The organism is Leifsonia sp. 10L418 (genome assembly GCF_056395445.1).
The window spans coordinates 96,274-120,966 of the sequence record NZ_JBFTJN010000003.1 but is presented as its reverse complement, the minus strand read 5'-3'; the positions used below and the strand labels follow the sequence as shown (position 1 = coordinate 120,966).

General features: G+C 66.6%; 22 protein-coding genes. 15 read left to right on the top strand and 7 right to left on the bottom strand.

What is annotated here, in order from left to right; genetic code table 11:
* The first annotated feature begins 98 nt into the window (after positions 1-98).
* From AC1DCF_RS08495 to AC1DCF_RS08455, 9 genes are all read left to right on the top strand, one after another.
* The gene (locus AC1DCF_RS08495; protein ID WP_477210629.1) at positions 99-1,181 is read left to right on the top strand and encodes a translation initiation factor eIF-2B alpha/beta/delta subunit family protein; all 1,083 of its coding nucleotides are present in this window, start codon (positions 99-101) and stop codon (positions 1,179-1,181) included.
* Complete coding sequence (locus AC1DCF_RS08490; protein ID WP_477210628.1) at positions 1,178-2,380, top strand: hypothetical protein; 1,203 nt, start codon at positions 1,178-1,180, stop codon at positions 2,378-2,380. The genes AC1DCF_RS08495 and AC1DCF_RS08490 overlap by 4 nt, the downstream gene beginning before the upstream one ends.
* A complete protein-coding gene (mtnC, locus tag AC1DCF_RS08485) occupies positions 2,377-3,099 on the top strand; it encodes an acireductone synthase (RefSeq protein WP_477210627.1) in 723 nt (240 codons plus the stop codon). The genes AC1DCF_RS08490 and mtnC overlap by 4 nt, the downstream gene beginning before the upstream one ends.
* Positions 3,096-3,752: a methylthioribulose 1-phosphate dehydratase gene (mtnB, locus tag AC1DCF_RS08480; RefSeq protein ID WP_477210626.1), complete on the top strand. Its 657-nt coding sequence runs from the start codon at positions 3,096-3,098 to the stop codon at positions 3,750-3,752. The genes mtnC and mtnB overlap by 4 nt, the downstream gene beginning before the upstream one ends.
* 181 nt (positions 3,753-3,933) lie before the next feature.
* Positions 3,934-4,980 (top strand): BMP family ABC transporter substrate-binding protein, encoded by a 1,047-nt coding sequence (locus AC1DCF_RS08475; protein ID WP_477210625.1) that lies wholly within the window; start codon positions 3,934-3,936, stop codon positions 4,978-4,980.
* The gene (locus AC1DCF_RS08470) at positions 4,977-6,578 is read left to right on the top strand and encodes an ABC transporter ATP-binding protein (RefSeq protein ID WP_477210624.1); all 1,602 of its coding nucleotides are present in this window, start codon (positions 4,977-4,979) and stop codon (positions 6,576-6,578) included. The genes AC1DCF_RS08475 and AC1DCF_RS08470 overlap by 4 nt, the downstream gene beginning before the upstream one ends.
* Positions 6,575-7,630 (top strand): ABC transporter permease, encoded by a 1,056-nt coding sequence (locus tag AC1DCF_RS08465; RefSeq protein ID WP_477210623.1) that lies wholly within the window; start codon positions 6,575-6,577, stop codon positions 7,628-7,630. The genes AC1DCF_RS08470 and AC1DCF_RS08465 overlap by 4 nt, the downstream gene beginning before the upstream one ends.
* The gene (locus AC1DCF_RS08460; RefSeq protein WP_477210622.1) at positions 7,630-8,532 is read left to right on the top strand and encodes an ABC transporter permease; all 903 of its coding nucleotides are present in this window, start codon (positions 7,630-7,632) and stop codon (positions 8,530-8,532) included. Before AC1DCF_RS08465 ends, AC1DCF_RS08460 begins: the two co-directional genes overlap by 1 nt.
* Before the next feature lie 94 nt (positions 8,533-8,626).
* On the top strand, positions 8,627-9,622 hold the full coding sequence (locus AC1DCF_RS08455) for a nucleoside hydrolase (RefSeq protein WP_477210621.1): 996 nt from the start codon (positions 8,627-8,629) through the stop codon (positions 9,620-9,622).
* On the opposite strand, the gene mtnK is transcribed toward AC1DCF_RS08455, so the two are convergent.
* Entirely contained in the window at positions 9,619-10,872 is a 1,254-nt protein-coding gene (gene mtnK / locus AC1DCF_RS08450; protein WP_477210620.1) for an S-methyl-5-thioribose kinase, read from the bottom strand. The two genes, AC1DCF_RS08455 and mtnK, sit on opposite strands and share 4 nt — an antisense overlap.
* A 187-nt stretch (positions 10,873-11,059) precedes the next feature.
* Here mtnK and AC1DCF_RS08445 point away from each other — a divergent pair, with 187 nt between their 5' ends.
* On the top strand, positions 11,060-11,635 hold the full coding sequence (locus AC1DCF_RS08445; RefSeq protein ID WP_477210619.1) for a 1,2-dihydroxy-3-keto-5-methylthiopentene dioxygenase: 576 nt from the start codon (positions 11,060-11,062) through the stop codon (positions 11,633-11,635).
* 39 nt (positions 11,636-11,674) lie between these two features.
* Here AC1DCF_RS08445 and AC1DCF_RS08440 read toward each other — a convergent pair whose 3' ends face one another.
* Genes AC1DCF_RS08440 through AC1DCF_RS08425 form a run of 4 tightly spaced genes read right to left on the bottom strand, consistent with a single transcriptional unit; the run spans position 11,675 to position 17,087 of the window.
* Positions 11,675-13,483: a dipeptide ABC transporter ATP-binding protein gene (locus tag AC1DCF_RS08440; RefSeq protein ID WP_477210618.1), complete on the bottom strand. Its 1,809-nt coding sequence runs from the start codon at positions 13,481-13,483 to the stop codon at positions 11,675-11,677.
* Positions 13,480-14,349, bottom strand: coding sequence for an ABC transporter permease (locus tag AC1DCF_RS08435; protein ID WP_441792275.1), 870 nt, complete (start codon positions 14,347-14,349; stop codon positions 13,480-13,482). Before AC1DCF_RS08435 ends, AC1DCF_RS08440 begins: the two co-directional genes overlap by 4 nt.
* Positions 14,346-15,350: an ABC transporter permease gene (locus AC1DCF_RS08430; RefSeq protein ID WP_477210617.1), complete on the bottom strand. Its 1,005-nt coding sequence runs from the start codon at positions 15,348-15,350 to the stop codon at positions 14,346-14,348. The genes AC1DCF_RS08435 and AC1DCF_RS08430 overlap by 4 nt, the downstream gene beginning before the upstream one ends.
* A 54-nt stretch (positions 15,351-15,404) precedes the next feature.
* Positions 15,405-17,087 (bottom strand): ABC transporter substrate-binding protein, encoded by a 1,683-nt coding sequence (locus AC1DCF_RS08425; RefSeq protein WP_477210616.1) that lies wholly within the window; start codon positions 17,085-17,087, stop codon positions 15,405-15,407.
* Between the two features lie 158 nt (positions 17,088-17,245).
* Between AC1DCF_RS08425 and AC1DCF_RS08420 the strand changes: the two genes are divergently transcribed.
* On the top strand, positions 17,246-17,869 hold the full coding sequence (locus tag AC1DCF_RS08420) for a TetR/AcrR family transcriptional regulator (RefSeq protein ID WP_477210615.1): 624 nt from the start codon (positions 17,246-17,248) through the stop codon (positions 17,867-17,869).
* Positions 17,870-17,921: 52 nt separating this feature from the next.
* On the opposite strand, the gene AC1DCF_RS08415 is transcribed toward AC1DCF_RS08420, so the two are convergent.
* Both AC1DCF_RS08415 and AC1DCF_RS08410 read right to left on the bottom strand, forming a co-directional pair.
* On the bottom strand, positions 17,922-18,158 hold the full coding sequence (locus AC1DCF_RS08415; RefSeq protein WP_477210614.1) for a hypothetical protein: 237 nt from the start codon (positions 18,156-18,158) through the stop codon (positions 17,922-17,924).
* 168 nt (positions 18,159-18,326) lie between these two features.
* Positions 18,327-18,752 carry a hypothetical protein gene (locus AC1DCF_RS08410; protein WP_477210613.1) on the bottom strand — a complete coding sequence of 142 codons (426 nt, stop codon included), beginning with the start codon at positions 18,750-18,752 and terminating at the stop codon, positions 18,327-18,329.
* A gap of 261 nt (positions 18,753-19,013) precedes the next feature.
* On the opposite strand from AC1DCF_RS08410, the gene ileS reads away from it, so the two are divergent.
* Genes ileS through ndk form a run of 4 tightly spaced genes read left to right on the top strand, consistent with a single transcriptional unit; the run spans position 19,014 to position 24,637 of the window.
* Positions 19,014-22,481, top strand: coding sequence for an isoleucine--tRNA ligase (gene ileS / locus AC1DCF_RS08405; protein WP_477210612.1), 3,468 nt, complete (start codon positions 19,014-19,016; stop codon positions 22,479-22,481).
* Positions 22,474-23,841, top strand: a complete 1,368-nt coding sequence (locus AC1DCF_RS08400; RefSeq protein WP_477210611.1) for a bifunctional folylpolyglutamate synthase/dihydrofolate synthase — start codon at positions 22,474-22,476, stop codon at positions 23,839-23,841. The genes ileS and AC1DCF_RS08400 overlap by 8 nt, the downstream gene beginning before the upstream one ends.
* Complete coding sequence (locus tag AC1DCF_RS08395; protein WP_441792285.1) at positions 23,838-24,218, top strand: DUF4233 domain-containing protein; 381 nt, start codon at positions 23,838-23,840, stop codon at positions 24,216-24,218. Before AC1DCF_RS08400 ends, AC1DCF_RS08395 begins: the two co-directional genes overlap by 4 nt.
* On the top strand, positions 24,215-24,637 hold the full coding sequence (gene ndk, locus AC1DCF_RS08390; RefSeq protein WP_477210610.1) for a nucleoside-diphosphate kinase: 423 nt from the start codon (positions 24,215-24,217) through the stop codon (positions 24,635-24,637). Before AC1DCF_RS08395 ends, ndk begins: the two co-directional genes overlap by 4 nt.
* Positions 24,638-24,693 lie beyond the last annotated feature (56 nt).

Genomic DNA, 24,693 nt, shown 5'->3' with positions numbered 1-24,693 from the left:
CGCCGCGAGTCGCATCGATGGCACGGCGTCTGGGGCAACGGAGGGGGCCGGTATCCTCAGCTGGTGCCCGCTGCCGGGCAATGGAATTGGGAGAAATCGTGAGCGAGCTGAGCGAAGACGGCCGAACCGGTTCGGAATTGAAAGCGGCGACGCTGGAGGATTCCGTGCGTATCGAGGACGGCGCCGTTCTCATTCTCGACCGACGTGTCTTCCCCGGCGAGATCAGCTGGGTCAGGTGCACGGATGCGTTCGAGGTCGCCGAGGCGATCCGTGCGATGGTGACCCAGAGCTCCGGACCGCTGTATGCGGCCTGTGCCGGGATCGAATTGGCCGCGCTCCAAGTCAGAGAGCTTTCGCTGGACGCGGCGCGCGCTGCCCTCACGTCGGCCGGTAACGCTCTCGCCAACGCCCGGCCCACGAACAATCATCCGCTGGAAGCCGTCGAACGGGTGCGCGCAGCCGGCGCGGGTGCCGGCAGCACCGCGGAGCTGGTGGACAGCGCAATCGAGGCTGCGCGCGCCGGTGCAGCGCTGTACCGCTCCCGCAGTCGTGCGCTCGGCGAACATGCCGTGCAGCTGCTCCCTGACGGCGCGCGACTGCTCACCCATTGCTGGATGGACACCTACCTCACCGAGCTGGTGAGGGCAGCCGCGCGTGTCGGCCGCCGGTATGAATGGATTGCAACCGAGACCCGTCCCTACCTTCAGGGAGCCAGGCTCACGGCCCACACACTGCGGGAGTTCGGACAGAAGGTCACCCTGATCACGGATGGGATGGGCGCCGCAGCTCTCGCCCCCGGCTCCACGATCGGCCCCATCGACGCGCTCGTCACGGCTGCCGACCGGGTCAGCCTCGACGGAACCGTGGTGAACAAGGTCGGAACCCTCGGGCTGGCCATTGCCGCCCACGCATTCGACGTTCCGTTCTATGCCCTGGTTCAATCACCGGACCCCGCCGCACCGACCGGCGCAGACATCCGGATCGAAGATCGAGACGGTCAGGAGGTGCTCTCCGCGCTGGGACATCGCACTGCGTCACCCCTGGTCGAGGACACGTGGTACCCGGCCTTCGACGCCACTCCGCCGCGTTTCGTCACCCGCGTCGTGACCGATCGCGGGGCGTTCGCGTCGAATGAGCTGGCCGGCTACTTCGACCCGTCGGCCGAGCGGCTCAGCGTATGAGTGACTACGAGCTGCTGGCCACAGAAGACGATGTCGTCGACTACCTCGTGACGGCCGGACTCCTGACGGGGCTGGCGGGGAGCAGGGACCAGGTGTCGGTGACCGAGGTGACGGCGGGGAACATGAACCGCGTCTTCATCGCGGTCGGACCGCTCGGGAGCCTGGCCGTCAAGCAGGCGCCGCCGTTCGTGCAGGTGGCCGGCCCGGGTTGGCCGATCGACCCCGCCCGGATCGGTGCAGAGGCGCGCGCCTATGAGGTGCTCTCCCGGATCGTGCCGGAGTCGGTGCCGCTGGTACTGCACTGTGACCTCGACCGGTTCATCCTGGTGATGGAAGACCTGTCGGAGCTTCGAGTGCTGCGCGACGAACTCGTCGACCAGATTCGCGCGGCGGCGAACGGTCACCCGGTCGCGGCAATCGATTTCGAGCATCTCGGCGCTGTCGTGGGGCGATTCATCGGTGAACTCAGCCGGGCCACGAGTGCCTCGCAGCTGGGCGCTTCCGCGCATGCCGAGCTGGTGAGCGTCTCGGCCAACCCCGAACTGTGCGATCTCACGTTCGACGTTGTACTCGATGAGCCGTTCCGCGAGCACGAGCACAACCACTGGCACCCCGCTCTGGAGTCGAGGGTGCGCGACCTCTATGCCAGCAGCGATGTCGAGAACGCCGCTCTCGGCCTGAGAGCGACGTTCCGCGATGCGGAGCAGGCGCTTCTTCACGGCGACCTGCACTCGGGATCTCTCATGGTCGGACGGGCGCTGGAGACAGCGCCGCACTCCGCCCAGGCCGCTGCGTCGGCTCCCGCCCAGCAGGTGCGGGTCTTCGACCCCGAATTCAGCTTCGTCGGCCCGATCGGACTTGACCTCGGCCTGTTCTGGGCGAACCTCGACATCGCCGCGGTTGCGGCCGCCGCGATCGGCGCGGATGACCTCGCCACCGCCCGGCGTACGGCCATCGACGCCAGCTGGGCCGAGTTCGCCCGGGTCTGGCAGCCGCACGCTGACCAGGATTGGCTGGACTCGGTGCGGGAAGACGCCTGGCGTTTCGCCGGTGCGGAGGCGCTGCGCCGCGTGGTGGGGTACTCCCACGCCGCCGATCTTGAAACTTTGCCGCTTGACGTGGCGGCGACTGCCCAGCAGAACGTTTTTGACCGCGCACGACACTGGCTCGTGACTGGAACCCCGAAGGAGTCCCTGTGACCCATCCTCTGCGCCTGAGCGCACGCATCCTCGTTCTCGACCTTGAAGGAACAACCAGTGCGGCCGGGTTCATCCTCGGCGACCTCTACGACTACGCCCGGCCACGCCTGGCGGGTTGGCTCGACGACCACGCTGACGATGCGGCTGTAGCCGAGGCGCGCGCCCAGGTCGTGGCCGAAGCCGGTCTGCCGGGGGAGGCGAGCACGGCCGAGGTAGTGGCGGAGCTGCACGGCTGGATGGAACAGGACATCAAGTCCACCCCGTTGAAGACCCTGCAGGGGCAGATCTGGGCGGAGGGATTTGCGCGGAACGAGATCAGTTCGCATTTCTTCGACGACGTCATCCCGCAGCTGCGGGCCTGGCACGAGAGCGGCGTGGTGCTGGCCGTGTTCTCGTCCGGCTCGGTCACCTCGCAGGTGCCGTGGTTTCGGCACTCACCCGACGGCGACCTGACCCCGCTGATCACCGACTACTTCGACACGGTCAACGCCGGTCCAAAGAAGGTCGCGTCGTCATACGACACCATCGCAGCCCAGCTGGGAGCGGAGCCAGGGGAGATCGTCTTCTTCACCGATCATCCTGACGAGGTCACGGCGGCTCGGGAGGCCGGCTGGCAGACCGTCGCATTCTCGCGTCCCGGAGAGCCGTGGTTCGTCGCGGATTTCGGGCCGTCGCCGGTCGTGTCATCATTTGCCGACGTCGAGGTGGTCGCCCCATGAGCGTCTTCTCGATCGAGTCGCTGACCCCGGAGGTGATCGAACGTGCGGGTGCGGCGCTTGCCGCCGAATCCGCCCGGTTCGCGGCGCGCGGGTGGATGCCCGGCACCGCCGGAAACCTGTCGGTCACCCTCGGCCGCGATCCGCTTCGCTTGGCCGTCACGGCATCCGGCCTCGACAAGGGCGAACTCACGGCCGGCGACATCGTGATCATCGATGGGCACGGTGACGGAGTACGCGGCGAGGGCGGATCGGGCAAGCGTCCCTCTGCTGAAGCCGGACTTCATGCGCGCATTGCGGCGAGAGCCGGTGCGGGAGCGGTGATTCACGTGCACGCGCTTGCGGCGGTGACCGCGGCACATTTCTGGCCGAATGGCGTCGTGCTCCGCGACCTCGAAATGCTCAAGGGCATCGGCCACGCGGCGCACGACGAGGAGGTTGTGATCCCCGTCGTGCAGAACTCCCAGGACATGAATGCGCTCGGTGACGCGTTCGAGCGGCTCTATCGGCCCGCGACGGACCAGACACGAGACGTTCCGGCGCTGATCGTCGCCGGGCACGGCATTTACGCCTGGGGTCGAGACCTCCGCGAGGCTCGGTGGCACCTGGAGCTCACCGAGGGCCTGTTGCAGATTGCGCTGGCAACACGGCTCTGACCCCGGCTCTAACCACGGCTCTGACCCCGGCCCGGCTCCGACCTCGGCCGATTGTGTCGTTGCGTGACGAGGCGGCAGAATGCGGCTGAGAACCCGCTGATAGCGTGTGAATCCACCCGATCCCCTGTGATCGCCGGCGCGTTTTCTTTCCACCCTCATCACAGCCCTTGAGGAGACCTCCATGCCCAAAATCGTCCACCGCGTGGGTGCTGCAGTTGCTGCCGCCGCACTGATCGGAACCCTGTCAGCCTGTGCCAGCACCCCCGATTCTGGCGCCGCCGCATCCGACCCGAACGCGAAGTCGATCATCCTGATCACGCCCACCGCGGTCGGTTCAAACAACTTCCTTCAGCTCGCCGTCGACGGAGCGAAAGCAGTGGGCACGGAGTCAGACGCCTCGGTCGATGTGTTCGAGAGCAAGGACCCGGCATCCATCCAGCAGAACCTGGATGAGGCGATCCGCACCGCCCCCGACGTGATCATCGGCGTGTCATACAGCGTGCTCGACCAGTTCACCCAGGCCGCCGCCGACAACCCCGACCAGCAGTTCCTGCTGATCGACACCTCCGCCGAGAAGCCGACGCCGAACCTCACCGCCGCAGTCTTCAAGGAATATGAGTCGAACTACCTCGCGGGCGTCGAAGCCGGACTGCTCTCCACCTCGAAGAACATCGGCGTCGTCGCAGCGCTCGACACCCCGTTCATCCACCGGTGGGTCGACCCGTTCTTCGCGGGCGCCCAGAGCGTCGACCCGGCAATCGCCACGGCTGTGCAGTATGTGGGCGGGGACAACCCCTTCGGTGACCAGGCCAGGGCCAAGGCCCAGGCACAGATCCTGGCCGACTCCGGCGTCGACTACATCAACGCAGCCGCCTCAGGTGGCAACCTGGGTGTCTTCGAGGCCGCGGCAGCAAACAAGATCGCCGCATTCGGTGTGGACACCAACCAGTGCCTCGACTCTCCGGGAAACGTCGTCGACAACTCGATCAAGCGTGTTGACGTGGCGCTGAAGAACGCCGTGACCGACATCTTCGCCGGCAAGGGTGGTGGCTTCAAGGCCTACGGACTCGCTGAAGGCGGGGTTGGCCTCACCGGCCTCGAGGACAACGTGGCTGATTCGAAGTGCCTCATCGCCGATCACCCCGACGTGATCGAAAAGGTCGCTGCCGTGCGCGACCAGATCATCTCCGGTGCTGTCGTCGTCGTGGACCCACTGACCGCCGGATGACGTTTCCCGCCGTTGAGCTGACCGGAATCAGCAAGAGATTCGGCGCCGTCGTGGCCAACGACGGCGTCGATCTCGTGCTGCGTACGGGAACCGTGCACGCCGTGATGGGGGAGAACGGCGCCGGAAAATCTACACTCATGTCGATCCTGTTCGGCCTCGTGCGACCGGATTCCGGCAGCATCGTCGTCGACGGCCGCCCGGTCAGTTTCGCCGGGCCGCTGGATGCGATCGCGGCGGGCCTCGGTATGGTCCACCAGCACTTCAGGCTGTTCGATGAGATGACGGTGGCCGAGAACGTCGTGTTCGGCGCGGAGCCGCGTCGGCGTGGCCTTCTCGACAAGCAGGCGGCCGCGAATCGGGTGCGCGAGCTGGCCGCCCGATACGGTCTGGACACCGATCCCACCGCGCGGGTCGGCGGACTCTCGGCCGGTGCCAAACAACGCGTGGAGATTCTGAAAGCCCTGCACCGCGACGCACGCATCCTGATCCTCGACGAACCCACGGCAGTTCTCACCCCGAGCGAGGTGACGTCCCTGTTCACTGTCATCCGCCGAGCCGCGGATGACGGCGCGACCGTGGTGCTGGTGACCCACAAGATCCACGAGGTCTTGGCGGTCTCCGACGAGGTGACGGTGCTTCGTGACGGCCGGGTCACCGGTCGCTTCGACGCCCGTAGCGCTACCGCAGAGGCGCTCGTGCACGCCATGACCGGCCGCACGGTGAACGATGTCGCCCACCCGGGAACAGGCATCCCGGGGGAGACCGTGCTGGAGGTCGACCGACTGTCGGTGACGAACGCGTCGACCACGCTGGTCTCTGACGTGTCGCTGCGGGTGCACGCGGGAGAGATCGTGGGCATCGCCGGGGTCTCCGGCAACGGCCAGCACGATCTCGTCGCTGCGATTCTCGGCACGCAGCAGGTGGCGTCAGGCAGTGTGCGGCTGCTCGGCCGCGACGTCACGCACGATCCGGTGCAGAAGCGCCGGGCACACGGCCTCGCCGTCATCCCAGAAGACCGTCGCGGCGAGGGAAGCGCGCTCACCATGTCGATCACCGAGAATGTGATGCTCGGACACCACCGCCGCCCGCCCATCGCCGCGGCCGGCGGCGTGACCCGCGGCTGGATGTCCCTGGCCGCCGCGCGCCGGATGGCCCAGGACCTCATCGCTGCCTACGACATACGCACCTCAGGTGAGTCCGTTCCAGTCGGCTCGTTGTCGGGCGGCAACGCCCAGAAAGTCGTCGTTGCCCGGGAAATGTCTCACCGGGCGCCACTGTTGATCGCGGAACAACCCACCCAAGGGGTCGACGTCGGGGCCATCGAAGCGATCCACGGCCGTCTGCTCGACTACCGCTCTGACGGCGGGGCGATCCTCCTGGTCTCCCACGAGATTTCAGAGTTGCGCGCTCTCGCCGACCGAATTCTTGTGATGTACGGCGGCGCCATCGTCGCCGAGTTCGACCGCCAGGAGGCAACTGTGGAACGCATCGGAGCGGCATTGGCCGGCGCCAGGTTGAGTTCAGAGACGGTGCGGTCGTCAGATGCGGTGCCTGTGTCAGAAGCGACGCCTGTGCCAGAAGCAGCGGTGGCCGAATGAGCATCCCCGCCCTCTCTCAGCGCGTGATCCGGCATCCGTCGGTCGTGCCGGTCGGCGCCGTGATCGCGGCCATCCTGATCGGCGCGGTGATCATGCTCGCTGCCGGCCTCAACCCGATCGACGCCTACGCCGCGGTGATCGCCGGCTCGCTGAATCTGCAGAACCTCGACTACACCTTCTCGGTCTGGGGCTTCATCTGCGGCATGGGCCTGGCCGCCGCCATCCCGCTGCGGATGGGCGAGTTCAACATGGGCGGCAACGGCCAACTCGTGCTCGGTGGCATCACCGCCTACATCGTGGCCGGGCAGCTCGGGCTTCCCGGCGTCCTCGCCGTTCCGCTCGCCATCGTCGCGGCGATGCTCGTCGGTGGCGGCTTCGCCGCGGTGTCCGCTCCGTTGTCAAGCCGGTTCGGTATCCCGATCATCATCTCGACGCTGCTCCTGTCTCCCGTCGCGGTCGCCGTGGCCTCCTACCTCGTGCGGTTCCCGCTCGCTGACCGCGGGTCCGGTGTTGCACAGACTCCGCGCCTGCCGGACGACGCCCACATCTGGGCATTGGGCGGGCTCCGTTACACCTCGGTCGGTCTCCTGCTCATCGTGGCGATCATGGTCGTCTTCTACCTGGTCGACTCGCGTTCCGCGGTGGGCTACGAGCTGCGCGTTGTCGGAGCGAACCGCAGGTTCGGTGCCTATGGTGGGCTCGTCTCCGGGCGTTTGGCCCTCGGCGCCATGGCGTCGGCCGGTGCCGTCGCCGGGTTGGTCGGGGCCATCATCGTGCTGTCGTCGCCGTTCCGTTTCATCGACGGCGCGCTCGTCTCGCCGGGCTATACCTTTGCGGGGCTCGCCGCGGCGCTTTTGGCCGGCGGCCGGCCGGCCCTGGTGCCGGTCACCGCCGTGCTCTTCACCATCCTGCAGGTCGGTGGCGCAGCGATGGAGCGCACGGCAGATGTGCCCCGGCAACTCTCCGATGTCGTGCAGGGCGTTGTCATCGTGATCCTCGCTCTCCGCGTGGTGCTCGAGGCGAAGCGCTCCGGCGCAGGGAAGGACGACTGATGGGCATTCTCGAGTGGGGATTTGTCGCCGCCGTGTTCACCGCAGCCACCCCGATCCTGTTCGCTGCCCTCGCCGGTGCGCTGTGCGCCCAGGCGGGCGTGTTCAACATCGCCCTCGAGGGGCAGATGCTCTGGGGCGCGTTCACTGCGGTGGTGGGCAGCTATCTCACCGGAAACGCCTGGGCCGGCGTGCTGGTCGCCATCCTCTCCACCGCCCTCTACTCCCTGGTGCTGGCCGTCGGCACCGCCCGCTTCAAGGCCGACCCGATCATCATCGCCATCGGAACGAACCTGCTGGCCCTCGGGTTGACCGGGTTCTTGCTGCGAGCGTGGTTCGGCGTCTCCGGATCGTTCGCACCGCGCGGCCTAGCCGGGCTCGGCACCATGCCCTGGCTGGAAGACGTGCCGATTCTCGGGCCGGTGTTCGCCGGACAGACGGCCCTCGTCCCGCTCGCTCTGGTCCTGATCGTCGCTGCCGGCCTGTGGCTGCGGATGACGCCGCGCGGCCTCCGCCTGCGTGGCGTCGGCGAGCATCCGGACGCCGCGGAGAGCCTCGGCGTGAGCGTGCGCAGCCACCAGTTCTGGGTCACCGTGCTGGGCGGCGCGCTCTGCGGCCTCGCCGGGGCGCAACTCTCGCTCGGCAACGTGACCCTGTTCACCGAGAACATGACAGCCGGGCGAGGCTGGATCGCCGTCGCTGCGGTCATCCTGGTGGCCAACAAGCCGCTCTGGTTGCCGCTGGTCTGCCTCGGCTTCGGCGCCGCAGAAGCCATCGGCTTCCGCCTTCAGGGCATCGGGGCGCCCCAGCAGCTCACCGACGCTGCCCCGTACGCCATCACCGTGATCGTGCTGGTGCTCACCCGCATCCGTTTCACCAGACGCGCCGCACCGACTTTGGTGTGACACCCGGTGGTCTGACCGCCTCATTCGCATTCCTCACCCCGTAATCCTCTTCACCCCGCAATCCTCTTCACCCCGCAATCAAGGAGCACCGCCCGTGACGCACGCCCAGCCCACCGACATCCGCCACGTGATCGTGGATACCGACACCGGAATTGATGACGCGCTGGCGTTGCTCTATCTGGCCGGCCGACCAGATGTCGAGATTTCGGCGATCACGAGTGTGTACGGAAACACGCCAGTCGAGGATGCCGTCAGCAACATCGCCCGGGTCCTCGCGGTGATCGGGCGAGAAGACATCCTGGTCGCCCGCGGTGCGGCAGGCCCGATTTTCGGGGAACCCCGGATCGCAGAGCACGTGCACGGCACCGACGGGCTGGGCGACCTCTGGGCCGAGAAGCTGGAGCCGGCCAATCTGTCACCGCTCAGTTCCGCCGAGCTGCTGGTGGAACTCGCGCGTTCCCGGCCCGGCTACTACGACCTGCTTCCAATCGGACCGCTGACCAATCTCGGTCTGGCCCTCGAGATTGAGCCCGATCTGCTGACCCTTTTCCGTTCAACCGTGATCATGGGCGGTTCCGGTCCCTTCCCGCCGTTGGGCGGCGTGCAGATGGTGGACGCGAACATCCACAACGACGCGGAAGCCGCAGCCCGGGTGTTCGCCGCGCCGCGCACCTCGCTGGTCATGGTCGGAGTGAACGTCACCGCGGGGACGATCATCGACGAGGCAGCCGTTCAGGCGCTCCACCGCGCGGGAACCGAGTGGGGCACGTTCTCGGCACAGATCCTCGAGGCGTACATGGACTTCTACCAGTACGCCTGGGGCCGCCGCGTGTCGCCGGCCCACGACGGCCTGGCCGCTGCGTTGTTGGTGCACCCGGAATGGATCACGAAGTCGGTGTCCGGCCCAGTGAACATCACGACGGATGGCTTCTTTACCCGTGCACACCTCGTGCGCACCGCTGAGGGGATGCCGGTGAGCTGGAGGACACAGGATGCGCCGGACACCCTCGTCGTGCTCGACGTCGACCGCGAGGCTTTCCTGAACGAGTTCGTGGGAGTGTTGGCCGCCGGTCGCCCGGAGCTGGTCTAACTGCTGGCCTGACTCTCGCGGGTGGCGGTCGCACGCAGGATGCGTGAGGTCGCCTCCGTGAGGGTCTCCACCGTGTCCGTCGAGAGACGGGAGAGGATGAGCGCCCGTCCGGCCTGGAGCACACCCCGGGCGGCGCCCTCGCGGAGAACCGGTTCCAGCGATTCGATGTCGCTCGCCTTGGCGAATCCGATGATGCGGCGTACCGCCTTCGCTCCCGCGTACGTTCCGGCATCCTTCCGGATGTCGTCGAGGAGCGCCTCACGAACGTCATCCGACCAGACCCTCTGATCGATCCTGCGGGGCCACAGGGCGCGGAACTCCGCCTCGAAGGCATTCCACAACTGCGCCGGAAGGGTGAGGATCAGATCGGCGCGTTCCGATTCGCCGAGCGCTTCTGCCCGGGCGGCGGCCAGCACGAAATTCGCCCACAGTGCGCCGAGATCGAAGCCGGTGGGACCGTAGAAGCCGAACTCGCTGTCGAAGGCCCGCGCCGATGCCGGCCGCTCGACCGTCGCTGCCCGCACGAACACCGAGCCGGTGTGCAGGTCGCCGTGCAGCAGCGACTGGGCGGTGGTCATGAAACGGTACTTAGCCAAGCCGATCTCGCGGAGCACCTGCTGATCAGAACGCAGAGCAGCGACATCCGGTGCATTGGCGGGCAGGACGGCGTTGTGCTCATGTTCAACGTAGGGCTCGGTGAACACCAGGTTCTCGGTGATCTCGCACAGCTCGGGGTTCACTGCGCGCGCGACCAGTCGCTTCTGTTCGATCGGGTCCAGGCCGAGCACCGAGGTGAAGAAGGCGGTGCGGGCAATATAGCGGCCGATCTCCGCGGCCGCCCACGGCTGCACTCGACCGGTGTTCAGCTCGGTCCGCCAGACCGCGTGATCCGACAGGTCCTCGATGGCCAGAACATAGTTCTCCTGGTCGAAGTCGTACAGTGCAGGCACATGGGTGGCATCCGCCTGCTCGTGACGGGCCAGTACCAGCCACTCGCGGGTCGTGCGCTCCCTGGTCATCGGCCAGCTGGGGTCGGTGCGCACATGGGGCAGGGATTGCTTGAGCACAATGGATGCCCCACGGCGGTCCCGCACGATGAAGACCAGGTTGAGATTCCCGTCTCCGACCTCCACGACCGAGACCAGCGCGGAGGCGTCAATGTGCGCGGTGAGCGCCGGGCGGCCGGCCAGATAGCGCGGAATGCTGTCCAGGGTCAGCTGGTCGAAGTCGGAGACAGTGCGAGTCACCATGCGATTTTCCTTCTGAAGCGAGTCGTGGGAATGAGTACCGACAAGTGGGATGGTCGCGGTGCGGGCGACAGGGCCATCGGAAGCTTAACGACCTGACACGTGCGGATCACGCGTCGTGTGACGCCGTGTTACTTCGGGAGGTGTCGGGTAGAGGGGGTCACGGCGGGCACGTCATTACGATTGCCCCATGACTCTTGTGACCGTGTGGAATGAATCCGACCCAGCGACCGTAGTAGTGCAGACGCGCGATGCCGAAGAGATCACTCGGATCCTCGCCGGACTCGGCGCTCGGTTCAGCCGGTGGGAGGTCAAAGAGATCTCCACTGATCCGACCCAGGAGGAGGTTCTCGAGGCCTATCGTGACGAGATCGCGGCGGTGAACGCCGAGCAGGGGTACACCCTCGTCGACGTGATGACACTCGTGCCGTCGGAGACGCCTGAGTACCGTGACAAGGCTGCGGCTGCCCGCCCGAAGTTCCTCAGCGAGCACCGCCACGATGACGACGAAGACCGATTCTTCGCCCGCGGAAGCGGCGTGTTCTACCTGCACGCCAATGAGAAGGTGCACGCGGTGCTCTGCGAGGCGGGCGATGTCATCTCCGTCCCGGCCAACACCACGCACTGGTTCGATATGGGGACCCGTCCCGACTACGTGTCCGTGCGCTTCTTCCACGACGATGACGGATGGGTCGGCAACTTCACCGGCAGCGACATCGCCGCGTCGTTCGCGAGCTTCGACGAACTCGCGGCCGTTCCCGTCTGACCACGCCTCACTCGGGTCTCGTCCCCTGCCCGGTGATCCTCAGCTGAGGCGAGGAACTGCCGCGAGCAGGCTCTGCGTGTAGTCATGTCCCGGGCGGGTCAGCACGGTCTCGGTGTGACCGATTTCGACGATTCTGCCGGCCTGCATCACGGCAACGCGGTCGCTGACGTGTTGGATCACACCGAGATCGTGCGAGATGAAGAGCAGGCTGAGGTCCAGCTCGCGCTGCAGATCGTCAAGCAGGTCCAGCACCTGCGCCTGCACTCCCACGTCGAGGGCCGACACCGGTTCGTCGCAGATCACGATCTCCGGGCGGGACGCCAGGGTGCGGGCGATGCCGACGCGCTGGCGTTGCCCGCCGGAGAGGTCGAGCGGTCGCCGGGCGAGCAGGGTGGGAGACAGTCCCACCCAGTCCAGAAGTTCGCTGGGCGTCGGCGCGGACGATCGGGGCGACGGGCGCAGTGCGCCGCGGGTCGCCGGGTGAGTCGCAGCGTGAGTCACGGCGTGAGTGCTGCCCGGCCGGACACCGATCGCGTCGCGGAGGATGTCGTCGACGCTCCACCGCGGATCGAACGATCCGAGCGCATCCTGATAAATCGCACCGATGCGGGGGCGGAGCGGACGGCGACGTTTTTCGGTCAGCGTGCTCCAGTCCTCGCCGAATAGACGCACCTGGCCGGCGTCGGGGCTCCGCAGGGCGAGGGCGAGCCGCGCCGTCGTGGTTTTGCCGGAGCCTGACTCGCCGACCAGGCCGAGGGTCTCGCCGCGCACCAGTGAGAATGACACGTGGTCGACGGCGAGGCGGTGACGGCCGTCGGGCCCGCGGAAACCGGCGACGAGGTCGATCGCCTCGAGTACGACCTCAGCTGCGCCCGCGGGTGGCGCGGCGGGGTGCGTTTCGAGTGTGTGCGGCGCGGCGGGTGACTGCACTAACGCGGGTGACCGCACCAACACTGGTGGTGACGGCGTCAGCGCCGGTGCCGCGGCCGGCAGCCGGGCCGGGCTGAGACGGATGCCGCGGGGCTTGTCAACCGGAACCGCCTGCAGCATGCGGCGGGTCAGCGAATGCGTCGGTGCGCCGAGCACCTCGTCCGTCGGGCCGGTCTCCACGATGCGTCCGTCGTGAAAGACCGCGACCCGGTCGGCGATCCGGCTGACGACGGCCAGATCGTGGCTGATCAGAAGCAGGCCGGTTCCGGCGGCGGTGAGTTCCGCGAGCAGATCGAGAATTTGGGCCTGCACCGTCACGTCAAGCGCCGTCGTCGGTTCGTCGGCGATCAGCACGGGCGGGTCGAGGGCGATCGCCGACGCGATCAGTGCGCGCTGACGTTGCCCACCCGACAGAGTGCCGGGAAGTTGCGCGGCACGCAGCTCGGCATCCGGCAAGCCCACCCGGCGGAGCAGTTCGACGACCCGGTCGCCGCGTTCGGCCGCGCTCAGCGAGGTGTGCAGACGCAGGGAGTCGGCGACTTCCCGCCCGACCGTGCGCAGCGGGTCCAGCGACACCAGGGCGTCCTGCAGCACGAGTCCGATGTCGAGGCCGCGTCGTCGTCGCCACGCCGCGTCGGAGAGGCCGAGCACACTCGCCCCACCGAGTTCGAGCGTGTCGGCGCTCACCTGGGCGTGGCTGCCGGCCAAACCAAGCAGGCTGCGCGCGGTGACGCTCTTTCCCGACCCCGACTCCCCGACGAGGGCGAGACATTCACCGGGGCGCACCTCGAACGAGACGCCGCGCACGACTTCGGTCAGTCTGGCGCGACCGGCAAAACCGACCCGGAGGTTCTGCACCGACACGGCGAGCGCGGGGTCAGCGGGCCGCCCGGGTTCTGCAACAGGCGTGGGGGTCATGCGTGACGCATCCTTCGTTCGATGCTGCGGCCGAGTGCGGTGGCGGCGACGGCGGTGAGCACGATGACGAGGCCGGGAAAGAAGCTCATCCACCAGGCCGAGCCCAGGTAGATCCGGCCGGCCGCGAGCATGGCGCCCCACTCGGCGGCGGGCGGTGCGGCACCGAGGCCGAGGTAGCTGAGCGCTGAGGCCCAGACGATGGCCTGTCCGAGGCCGAGGGTGGCCAACACGAAGAGGGGGGCGAGCGTATTCGGCAGGATGTGGCGACGGAGGATGCGCCGGCGGCTGTGGCCGAGCACGGTGGCGGCCTCGACGAACGATGCGGATTTCACGGTGATCAATTGCGCTCGGATGATCCGGGCATAGCCGGGTGCCGTCGCGAGTCCGACGGCGACGGTTGCCGTGGCGACGCCCGGGCCGAAGATCAGGATGACGACCAGGGCGAGCAGCAGACCGGGAAAGGCGAAGAGCACCTCGAAGAACCGGTTGAGGGTGAAGTCGACGACTTTGCCGCTCATCCCGGCCAGTGTGCCCAATACAATGCCGAGGCCCAAGCCGATCACCGTCGCCAGGGTGCCGATGAGCAGCGAGCTCGCGGCGCCGTGCACGACCCGGGTGTAGACATCCCGCCCCGACTCGTCGGTGCCGAACCAGTGGGCTGGGGAGGGCGCGGCGAATGCCGAGAGCGGGTCGATGGCGAGCGGGTCGGCGGGTGCGAGGAGCCACGGGACGAAGGCGGCAAGCACGAGCAGGAGCGCAAACACTCCGGCGAGCGCCTCACCGACGCCGATGCGTGCTCCCCGGAGCGGAGTGATCGTTCGGCGGCGTGCCTGGCCGAGCCCCGCCTGGATGCCGAGATCACTCATGCGCGTGCCTGTCGGGGCTCTGCTGGTTCGGACTCTGCTGGTCGAGACTCGGCCTGTAGTGGCTCTGCTTGGCGAGGGTCAACCAGCCGCGTCACGACATCGGTGGCCAGGGTGACCAGGATGTAGACGACGGCGACGACCATCACGACACCGATCACCACCGGCACATCGCGGGCCGTCACGGCGTTGAGCAGGGTGCGGCCAAGGCCGGGCCGGGCGAAGATCGTCTCGACCACGACGGCGCCGCTGATCAACGAACCGAATGCCCACCCGGTGAGGCTGATCGCCGGGACGGCCGCGTGACGAATCGCGTGCAGGCGTCGCACCCCGCCTTCGCTCTCGCCGCGGGCCCGGGCCGACAGCACAAACGGTGATTCGAGCGCGGTGAGCAAAGCCGGCCGCATGATCTGACTGAGAAAACCGGCCAGTGGGATTGCCAACGCCAGCACCGGCAGCACCAGACCCGCCGGGGTACCGGTGCTGATCGGCGGCAGAACCCCGAGCCACAAGCTGAACACGATGATCAAGGATGTCGCCAACCAGAAGTGCGGCAGTGCGGCGGCGACCACGTCAAGCCCGGAACCGATCGACGCGGCAATCCGCCCGCCCCTGGTCGACCAGATGGTGAGGGTGAGGGAGAACAGCCAGGCGACGGCGAGCGAGAGGATCGCGAGGGTCAGCGTGCCGACCAACTGAGGGAGGATCACCTGGGCGACATCCTGATTCAAGGCATAGGAGCGCCCGAGATCACCGGTGGCCAGCTTGCCCAACTGCATCAGGTACTGCACAAAGAGCGGCTGGTCGAGGCCGTTCTCGGCGCGCACCAAGGCGAGCGCCTCGGGGGAGGCCTGCGACCCAGGCCCGCCCAGGAGGGCCAGGGCCGGGTCGCCGGGAATCAGGCGCACGGCGAAGAAGGTCAGCGTGGCCACGGCCCAGAGCACGCCGATGGCTCCGGCGAGGGTCACCAACACATGGGTGATCGTCGCACGGGACCCCGACATCCGTTTCACCACCCCCAACTCACCACCCCGTCTATTCCTTCATTGCCGTCAGACCTACCGATTCAACCAGGCGCCCTGGAATGTCGGAGTCGACACGGTGGGCATCGCCCGCACGCCTTCGACGTCGGAGCGCAACAGGAAGTGATTCTGCTGGTCGTAGAGCGGCAGGATGTAGAAGCCCGACAGCAGCAGGTTCTGCGCATCCGTCTCGAGGGTCTTACGCTCGGCGGGATCTGACACCTGGCCGGCCTGGGTCAACAGGGCGTCAAGCTTCGGGTCGCTCACCTGCGCGTTGTTGGCGAAATAACCGCTCGGCGCCGGAACAATACCGCTCGAGTGATAGAGGATGCGCAGCACGTCGGGTCCGACCTTCGTGTAGGGCGCACTCACCGCGTTGTACTCGTGGTTGCCGAGAGCCGCATACCAGCTGCCGAGATCCATCGGCTCGAGAGCGACTTCGAACCCGGTCTGCTTCGCCGTCGCCTGAATCTGCTCGAACAACGACTGCTCGGCCGGAATCGACTGGTTGGTGCTGACCGGGAACTGCACGTGGAGGCGTACGCCGTCCTTCACCCGGTAGCCGTCGGTGTCACGCTCGGTCCAGCCGGCCTCGTCGAGCAGCGTGTTTGCTGCCTTCTGGTCGTAGGTGAAGAGCTCAGGCTTCGACACGGCGAGCGGCTCGACACTCGAGAGGGCGGAGTACGAGCGTGTTGCCGTTCCCTGGAACAGGCTTGATACGGCATCGTCGACGTTCGCGGAGCGGATGAACGCCTCCCGCACCTTGACGTCGTTGAACGGCGGCTTGCTCGAGTTCAACTCGATGCGGTTGGAGGCACCGGGACGCGGGGCGTCGAGGTGCTGCAGGGAGCCGCTCTTCTCCGCCTGCACGATCGTGTCGGGCTGGGCGTTGTCGATGACGTCCACGTCGCCGGCCTGCAGCGCGGCGTAGCGCGACGCCGATTCAGGGATGAAGCGCCAGGTGATGCCGTCGAGGTAGGCCGGCCCGGTGTTCGTGGCGTCGGCCGGCGGAGAGTTGTACGCATCGTTACGGGTCAGGGTGACGGCGTTCTGCTTCACCCACTTCGTCACGACGAAGGGGCCGGTCCCGACTGGGGCGGCGCAGTTGTCGTCTTGACTGCGCTTCAGCGCGGTGGGGGACTCGATGGCCAGCCACGGCTGGGACAGGGATTCGAGCAGAGCGCTATCCGGCTCGCTCAGGGTGAACTTCACCACCTCGGGGGAGACCGCCTCGGTGGAGACGACCTTGCCCAGGGCGAGGTAGCCGGTCGACGACCCGGTCTCCGGGTTCTGCAGGTGTGCCACATTCGCCTGAACCGCGGCAGCATCAAGCGGGGTTCCGTCGGTGAAGGTCACGTCGGGCTTGAGCGTGAACTCCCAGGTCAAGCCGTCGGCGCTGGTCGTCCAGGATGACGCCAGCCAGGGAACGATCTCTCCGCTCTTATCGCGGGAGACGAGTGACTCCAGGAACTGGGTGCTGAGCAGAGCCTGGGGGTAGTTGCCACCGACATGGGGGTCGAGGCAGGTGGGCTCGGCGTCACCGGACGCATAGGTGAGGGTGCCGCCCGTGCGGGGGCTGCCGGATGCCGCATCGGGGGTGGGCGCGGTGCATCCGGTCAGGGCGAGAGTCGCAATGGCGAGTGCTGCGACAGCGGTGAGGGTTGGAGCGTGGCGGGAGACAGTGCCAACTGTTCGGCGACTGCGGGGGTTCGTGCGCATCGGGGTTCTTTCTCATCGGCAAACTGTGCACCTGGTGGGGCGTGCACGTGGGGGCTGTACAAGCGAGGGGACCAGGCAGTTACGGGAACTGTGCAATTATTGGACTCAGTCCATTAACTGAGGAACTCTTTCTATCGTAGAGCCAGCACCGGGGAGCCATGAACCACACCGAATCAACCCGGGCCGGACGCCCGCGCGGCTCGTCACGCGCCATGCTGCAAGAGGCGGCGGCCGAGTTGTTTCTCGAGCAGACCTACCCGAGCACCACGATCGAGCAGATCACTCGACGTGCGGGGGTGAGCCGCAACACTTTCTTCAACTACTTTTCGGCGAAGAGCGACCTTCTCTGGGTCGAGGTCGACGGTTGGCTGACTGGTCTGCCCGCCGCACTGGAGACGGCGCTCGCCGAGGTGGCGGGTATGCCGACCGACGCCATCCGCGCGGCCCTGCTGGCGCTCGCCGAGGGGATCCCGGCCGGTGACGTGCCCTGGGCGCTCACGCAAACCGAGCTGATGGGAACAGCCCTCGACTTGCAGGCGTCAGCCCTCTCCCGGTTCACCGCTCAGGGTGCCGTGCTGACCCGAGCCGTTGAGCGGGCGACGGCTCGACCGCAGGGTGATCTGCTCCCTTCGGCATTCGCGGTGGCGGCGCTCGCCGCGACGTGTGCCGGGGCCCTCGCCTGGGCGGGGGCCGGCGTGGCACGGGGCAGCTTGGTTCCCTTTCTCGATCAGGCGCTCAGCCCGGTCTGTGACGGATTCCGGCCGCTGCTGCCAGCAGGGTAGAAGGAAACACTTAATTCTGGCGGGCGATTTGCGGAGCGCTCGACTGGTTACGTCAGACCTGCGAATCGTGGCGAAGGCTCTGTTTGTTCGCGTTCGTGCTGCGGATATATCGCGTGACGAGGACCGCCTCGACGATTGTGCCGAAGAAGACGCCCACAAATGCACTGGGCGTCCCGGAAAGGGCGACGACGAGACAGAAGGTCAGAAGGACCCCACAAAACACAATGTTGAAGAGGGAAGCGCGTCTGCCAAGAGAAGGCAAGCGGTCTCGTTTTGTTCGGCTGGTCATGTTCTAAGTATGGTTTCCTGGCGACCGCTCAGATCGAGATCACCACAGCTGATGATTCACTCCCCAGAAAATACTCCGAGCGCCGGGGGTGACACATGGTTGTGTGGCGGTATTCGACCGCGGGCCCCCGCTAATCAGGGCAGCGCGGGCAACGCTACTGGCCAACCATCATTCAAGAGGCGCGTGGAATCCATGAATCCAGAACTGGTAACGACAATCGTGCAATTCCTCGGAGGCGCCCTCGCCTTCACGATCGGTGTCTACATCCTGGCAAAACGCCAACATGTCTTCGATCAGATACGACGCAGCATGAGGGAAAAAGTCGGCAAGGCTGGGATGTTCGTCATCCAGTTTGGCAAACCACGTGACCTCATTTATCCCGGAATAGGCGGGATCGGCATTGGTGTTTTCCTCGTCATCTCGGCGGTCGCGCGCATGGTCGGCGTCTAGGCGAGCCCGCCAGAAAATTGACTTTGGGGCGTTGCGGACTGAACACTTTGCATCGAAGATCAGAGCGGGGTTCACCGCCAGCCATTGTGTACCTTCAGAGCACAGCACCTTTCGGGAATGTGCGAGACAGGCAATTCCGCCCACAAACGGACGGTAGAATTGCTCACACTGACACTGATCCGGCCATCACCGGGGAGTTTTCGGAAGAACGAAACATCGCTTCGGCGCTGTTTTCAGTAGAGCCGAACGGTTCTGGCCCGTCATAGCCGGTGAATAAGCGGTCGTCGGCTGATCTGAATCTGGGTTAAGCGGCGGCAAGCGAGGTGGTACCGCGGCGGTTCTCGAGGCGAGAATCGTTCGTCCTCGTGGAACAAGGGCTGCAGAGCCAACTCGTCCAGGAGAACCATGACGTACCCCCAGGGTCAGACCCCGAGCTCTTCAGATGGCTCAACCCCCGCTCCCGAGTCGATGGGCGCATTCGGCCAGGCTGTTCAGCCCGGCGTTGTCGCCTCGCCGAACTTTCCGGAGATCGAGACCGAGGTTCTCGCCTACTGGAAGCAGGACAACACCTTCCAGGCGTCGATCGACAACCGCGAGGATGCCCCGGAGTGGGTCTTCTACGACGGCCCGCCCTTCGCGAACGGGCTGCCGCACTACGGCCACCTGCTGACCGGCTACGCGAAAGACCTCTTCCCGCGCTTCCAGACCATGCGCGGCAAGCAGGTGCACCGCCGCTTCGGCTGGGACACCCACGGCCTGCCCGCCGAGCTCGAGGCCGAGCGGCAGCTCGGAATCACCGACAAGAGCCAGATCGAGGAGATGGGCCTCGCCGCCTTCAACGAGGTCGCACGCGACTCGGTGCTCAAGTACACGCACGAATGGCAGGACTACGTCACCCGCCAGGCGCGCTGGGTGGACTTCGACAACGACTACAAGACGCTTGACATCACCTTCATGGAGTCGGTGATCTGGGCGTTCAAGCAGCTGCACGAGAAAGGCCTCGCCTACGAGGGCTACCGTGTGCTCCCGTACTGCTGGCGAGACCAGACCCCGCTGTCGAACCACGAACTGCGCATGGACGACGACGTCTACAAGATGCGCCAGGACCAGACGGTCACCGTCACGTTCCCGCTGATCGGCACGAAGGCAGAAAGCCTCGGCCTGACCGCCGTGCGCGCTCTCGCCTGGACGACGACGCCGTGGACCCTGCCGACCAACTTCGCCCTCGCGGTGGGCCCGGCCATCCAGTACGCTGTGCTGCCGGCCGGACCGAACGGCACACCGGATGCGACGGTGCTGCGCGAAGACGCTGCCTCCTCACACGACGGCGGAGCCACCGAGGTGCTCGGCGCCGAGTACATGCTGGCGATCGACCTCGTCGGCAACTACGCGAAGGACCTCGGTTACGACAGCGCAGAAGAGGCACTCGCCGCCGTTTCGCGCACCGTCTCGGGCAGCGAGCTGGAAGGCGTCTCCTACGACCGCCTGTTCGACTACTACGCCGACACCGCGGAGTGGGGCACCGAGAACGCCTGGACGATCCTGCTCGCCGACTACGTCACGACCGCCGACGGTACCGGAATCGTGCACCAGGCTCCCGCCTACGGTGAGGAAGACCAGAAGGTCTGTGAGGCCGCCGGTATCCCCGTCATCCTCTCTCTCGATGACGGCGGAAAGTTCCTGCCCGAGGTGACCGAGGTCGCCGGCCAGCTGTGGTCTGACGCCAACAAGCCGCTCACCCAGCTGCTGAAGGCCGAAGGGCGCCTCCTCCGCCAGGCCAGCTACGAGCACTCGTACCCGCACTGCTGGCGCTGCCGCAACCCGCTGATCTACAAGGCCGTCTCGAGCTGGTTCGTGCGCGTGACCCAGATCCGCGACCGCATGGTCGAGTTGAACCAGGACATCAACTGGGTTCCCGACAACGTCAAAGACGGCCAGTTCGGCAAGTGGGTCGCCAACGCACGCGACTGGTCGATCAGCCGCAACCGGTACTGGGGTTCGCCCATCCCGGTCTGGAAGAGCGACAACCCCGAATACCCGCGCATCGACGTCTACGGTTCGCTCGACGAACTCGAAGCCGACTTCGGCGTGCGCCCCACCGACCTGCACCGCCCGTACATCGACGAGCTGACCCGGCCGAACCCCGACGACCCGACCGGCCAGTCCACCATGCGCCGCATCAGCGACGTGCTCGACGTCTGGTTCGACTCCGGTTCGATGCCGTTCGCCCAGGCTCACTATCCCTTCGAGAACCAGGAATGGTTCGACAGCCACAACCCGGCCGACTTCATCGTCGAGTACATCGGGCAGACCCGTGGCTGGTTCTACGTGCTGCACGTGCTCTCCACGGCGCTGTTCGACCGTCCGGCATTCAAGAACGTCGTCAGTCACGGCATCGTGCTCGGCAACGACGGCCAGAAGATGTCGAAGTCGCTGCGCAATTATCCCGACGTCAACGAGGTCTTCGACCGCGACGGCTCGGATGCGATGCGCTGGTTCCTGATGAGTTCCCCCGTGCTGCGTGGTGGCAACCTCGTCGTCACCGAGGAGGGCATCCGTGAGGGCGTGCGTCAGGTGATGCTGCCGCTCTGGAGCACCTGGTACTTCTTCTCCCTCTACGCCAACGCGTCGGGCGAGAACGGCTACACCGCCACCTGGCGCACCGACTCGACCGATGTGCTCGACCGCTACCTGCTGGCCAAGACCCGGGACCTGATCGACGAGGTCGGCAATGACCTCGAGCTGCTCGACAGCACCCTCGCGGCCGGCCGCCTGCGCGACTTCGCCGACGTGCTGACCAACTGGTACGTGCGTCGCTCCCGCGACCGGTTCTGGGATGGGGTCGCAGAAGACGGCACCGGCAGTGACGCCTTCGACACCCTGTACACGGTGCTGGAAACGGTCACCCGTGTCGCCGCCCCGCTGCTCCCGCTCATCTCCGAGCGCATCTGGCAGGGTCTGACCGGTGGGCGCAGCGTGCACCTGACCGACTGGCCCGACGCCTCGGCCTTCCCGGCCGACGCCACCCTTGTCACGGCGATGGACCAGGTTCGGGCGATCAGCTCGACCGTGCTGTCGCTGCGCAAGCAGGCCGGCCTTCGCGTGCGCCTACCGCTGGCCACGCTGACCGTCGTCACGTCGAACATCGCCGCACTCGCCCCGTTCGACGCGATCCTGCGCGAAGAGCTCAACGTCAAGAACATCGACCTCGTCGAGCTCGCCGACGACAGCGCCTCCGCCTACGGCATCACGTCGAAACTGACCGTCAACGCCCGTGCCGCCGGACCCCGTCTGGGCAAGAACGTGCAGCAGGTCATCCAGGCCGCCCGCACGGGCGACTGGAGCGAGCTCGACGGCGTCGTCACCGCCGGTGGAATCGCGTTGGTGGAAGGCGAGTACGAACTGGCGCTGGCCACCAGCCAGGAATCCGGTGCGGCAGACTCTGCCCTCGCGCTGCTTCCGGGTGGTGGATTCGCGCTTCTCGACACCGTGACCACGCCAGAGCTGGAGTCTGAAGGTTTCGCCCGCGACGTCATTCGTGGCGTGCAGGACACCCGCAAGTCGGCCGGCTTCGAGGTGAGCGACCGCATCCGTCTCGACCTGGTCTTCTTCAGCCAGGATGACGCCGACTCGTTTGCCCGCGCGGTGAGCGTCGACGTGGCGGGGGAGACCTTGGCCGTCGACTTCAGCGTGCACAGCGCCTCGACCGGGTTCGACGCCGCCGCCGTGGCGAACGTCGTGCCGTCGGAATGGCTGCCCGCGGTCACCGGAGCGGTGGTCGAACACTACGTGCGTTTCGACGCAGAGCACTACGTCAACCAGGGACCGCTGATTGTTGCAGTGGCCCGAGAGAACGGACTTTTCAATGTCTGACGACCTGAACGACGACTGGCGTGAGGCCGGGGATGCCGTGTTCACCGCATTGCTCGCCCGGGTCGGCGAGTCTGCTCCGCAGCCCCGCCTCGAGCCCACCCGTCGGGTTCTCGATCTGCTGGGCGACCCGCAGACCTCGTACCCGATCATTCACATCACCGGCACCAACGGCAAGACGAGCACCAGCCGGATCGCCGAAAGCATCCTGCGCGCCTACGGCCTGCGCACCGGATTGATGACCAGCCCGCACCTGGTGCGATTGAACGAGCGCATCGTCATCGACGGTGAGCCGATCAGCGACGAGATGCTCGCCGCGAACTGGGCCGACGTGACCCCGTACCTGCAGATGGTCGACGCTGAGTTGATCGCCGCCGGCGACGAGCCGCTCACTTTCTTCGAGGCGCTCACGGTGTTGGCGTTCGCCTGTTTCGCCGACGCTCCGGTGGATGTCGCGGTGATCGAGGTCGGGATGGGCGGCGAGTGGGACTCCACGAACGTGGCCGACGGCCAGGTTGCCGTCTTCACCCCGATCGCGCTCGACCACATGAACCGACTCGGCAGCACGCCCGCCGAGATCGCCCGCACCAAGGCGGGAATCATCAAGCCGGCGGCGGCGATCGTGTCGGCACGTCAGACCAGCGACGTGCAGAGCGAGTTGCAGCGCGCCGCCGACCTGACCGAATCGCGTCTCTCGGCCGAAGGCGACGCCTTCGAGCTTCTCGACTCGAAGATCGCCGTCGGTGGGCAGCTGATCTCCGTGCGCGGCCTCGCCGGCACCTACTCCGACCTGTTCCTGCCGATGTATGGCACGCACCAGGCGCAGAACGCCGCGGTGGCGATTGCGGCTGTCGAGTCGTTCCTCGGCGCCGGCACGCAGATGCTCGTCGGCGACCTCCTCGCCGAGGGGCTGGCCACGGCCAGTTCGGCCGGACGCCTGCAGTTGGTCGGCATCGAGCCGACGGTTCTGGTGGATGCCGCGCACAACCCCCACGGGGCGGCGGCACTCGTCGACGCCGTCGGCAGCTACTTCGACTTCGACGAGATCGCGGTCGTGCTCGGTGTGCTCACCGACAAGGATGCGGCCGGAATTGTCACGACGCTCGCGCCGATGGCCACCCGCTTCCACGTCACGCAGTCGCACTCAGAGCGAGCGATCGCGGTCGACGAACTCGCCGACCTGGTCGCTGAGCTGACCGGAGACGAGAACACCTTCCGTCACGGCGACATCGCCGAAGCCCTCGAGGCTGCACGGGACTGGGCGAGCGAGGTGCCGCGCCGAGCCGTCGTCGTCACCGGATCGATCACCCTGATCGGTGAGGCGATTGCCGTGGCAGAGTCACACGATTGGATGGCCAAGTGAGTTCAGACGCCAGCGGCGCCTCCGGCGCTCCGCGCCCCGCCCGGCCCCGTTCGGTCAAACGATCGTTGGCGTCGATCGTGCTCGGCTTCGAGACGATCGTGGTCTTCCTGGCCGCATTGGTCTTCTTCGGACTCGGCGCATTGCCACCCGTCTTCGCGCTCGGTGGCGGAGCGCTGCTCTGCGTGATCATGCTCGCCACCATCGCGCTGCTGCAGTACCAGTGGGCGTACGCGGTCGGCTGGGCCATCCAGGCGATCATCGTTTTGTCCGGATTCCTCAATCCGGTGATGTTTTTCATTGGCGCAATTTTTGCCGCCATGTGGGTCTACTGCATGGTCAACGGCTCGAGAATAGATCATCAGAAGGAGATCGCATGAGTACCCAGATCGAAGAAACCCTGGTTTTGGTGAAGCCCGACGGCGTCGCCCGTAACCTGACCGGCGAGATCCTGCGTCGCATCGAGGCCAAGGGCTACTCCCTGGTCGATATCAAGCTGATTCAGGCCGACCGTGCGCTGCTCGCCACTCACTATGCCGAGCACGAAGGCAAGCCGTTCTACATCCCGCTCGTCGAGTTCATGGAGAGCGGTCCTGTCGTCGCGATCCGCGTCGCGGGCAACCGCGTCATCGAGGGTTTCCGCGTTCTGGCCGGCACGACCGACCCGACGCTGGCTGCGCCGGGAACGATCCGTGGCGACCTGGGCCGCGACTGGGGCCTCAAGGTTCAGCAGAACCTGGTTCACGGTTCCGACTCGCCCGAGTCGGCGACTCGCGAACTGGCCCTCTGGTTCAAGTAGCCTCAAGCCCCGCAATACCTCCGCGAGACTGCAGTTGTGGTCGCTCTCACTCGTTC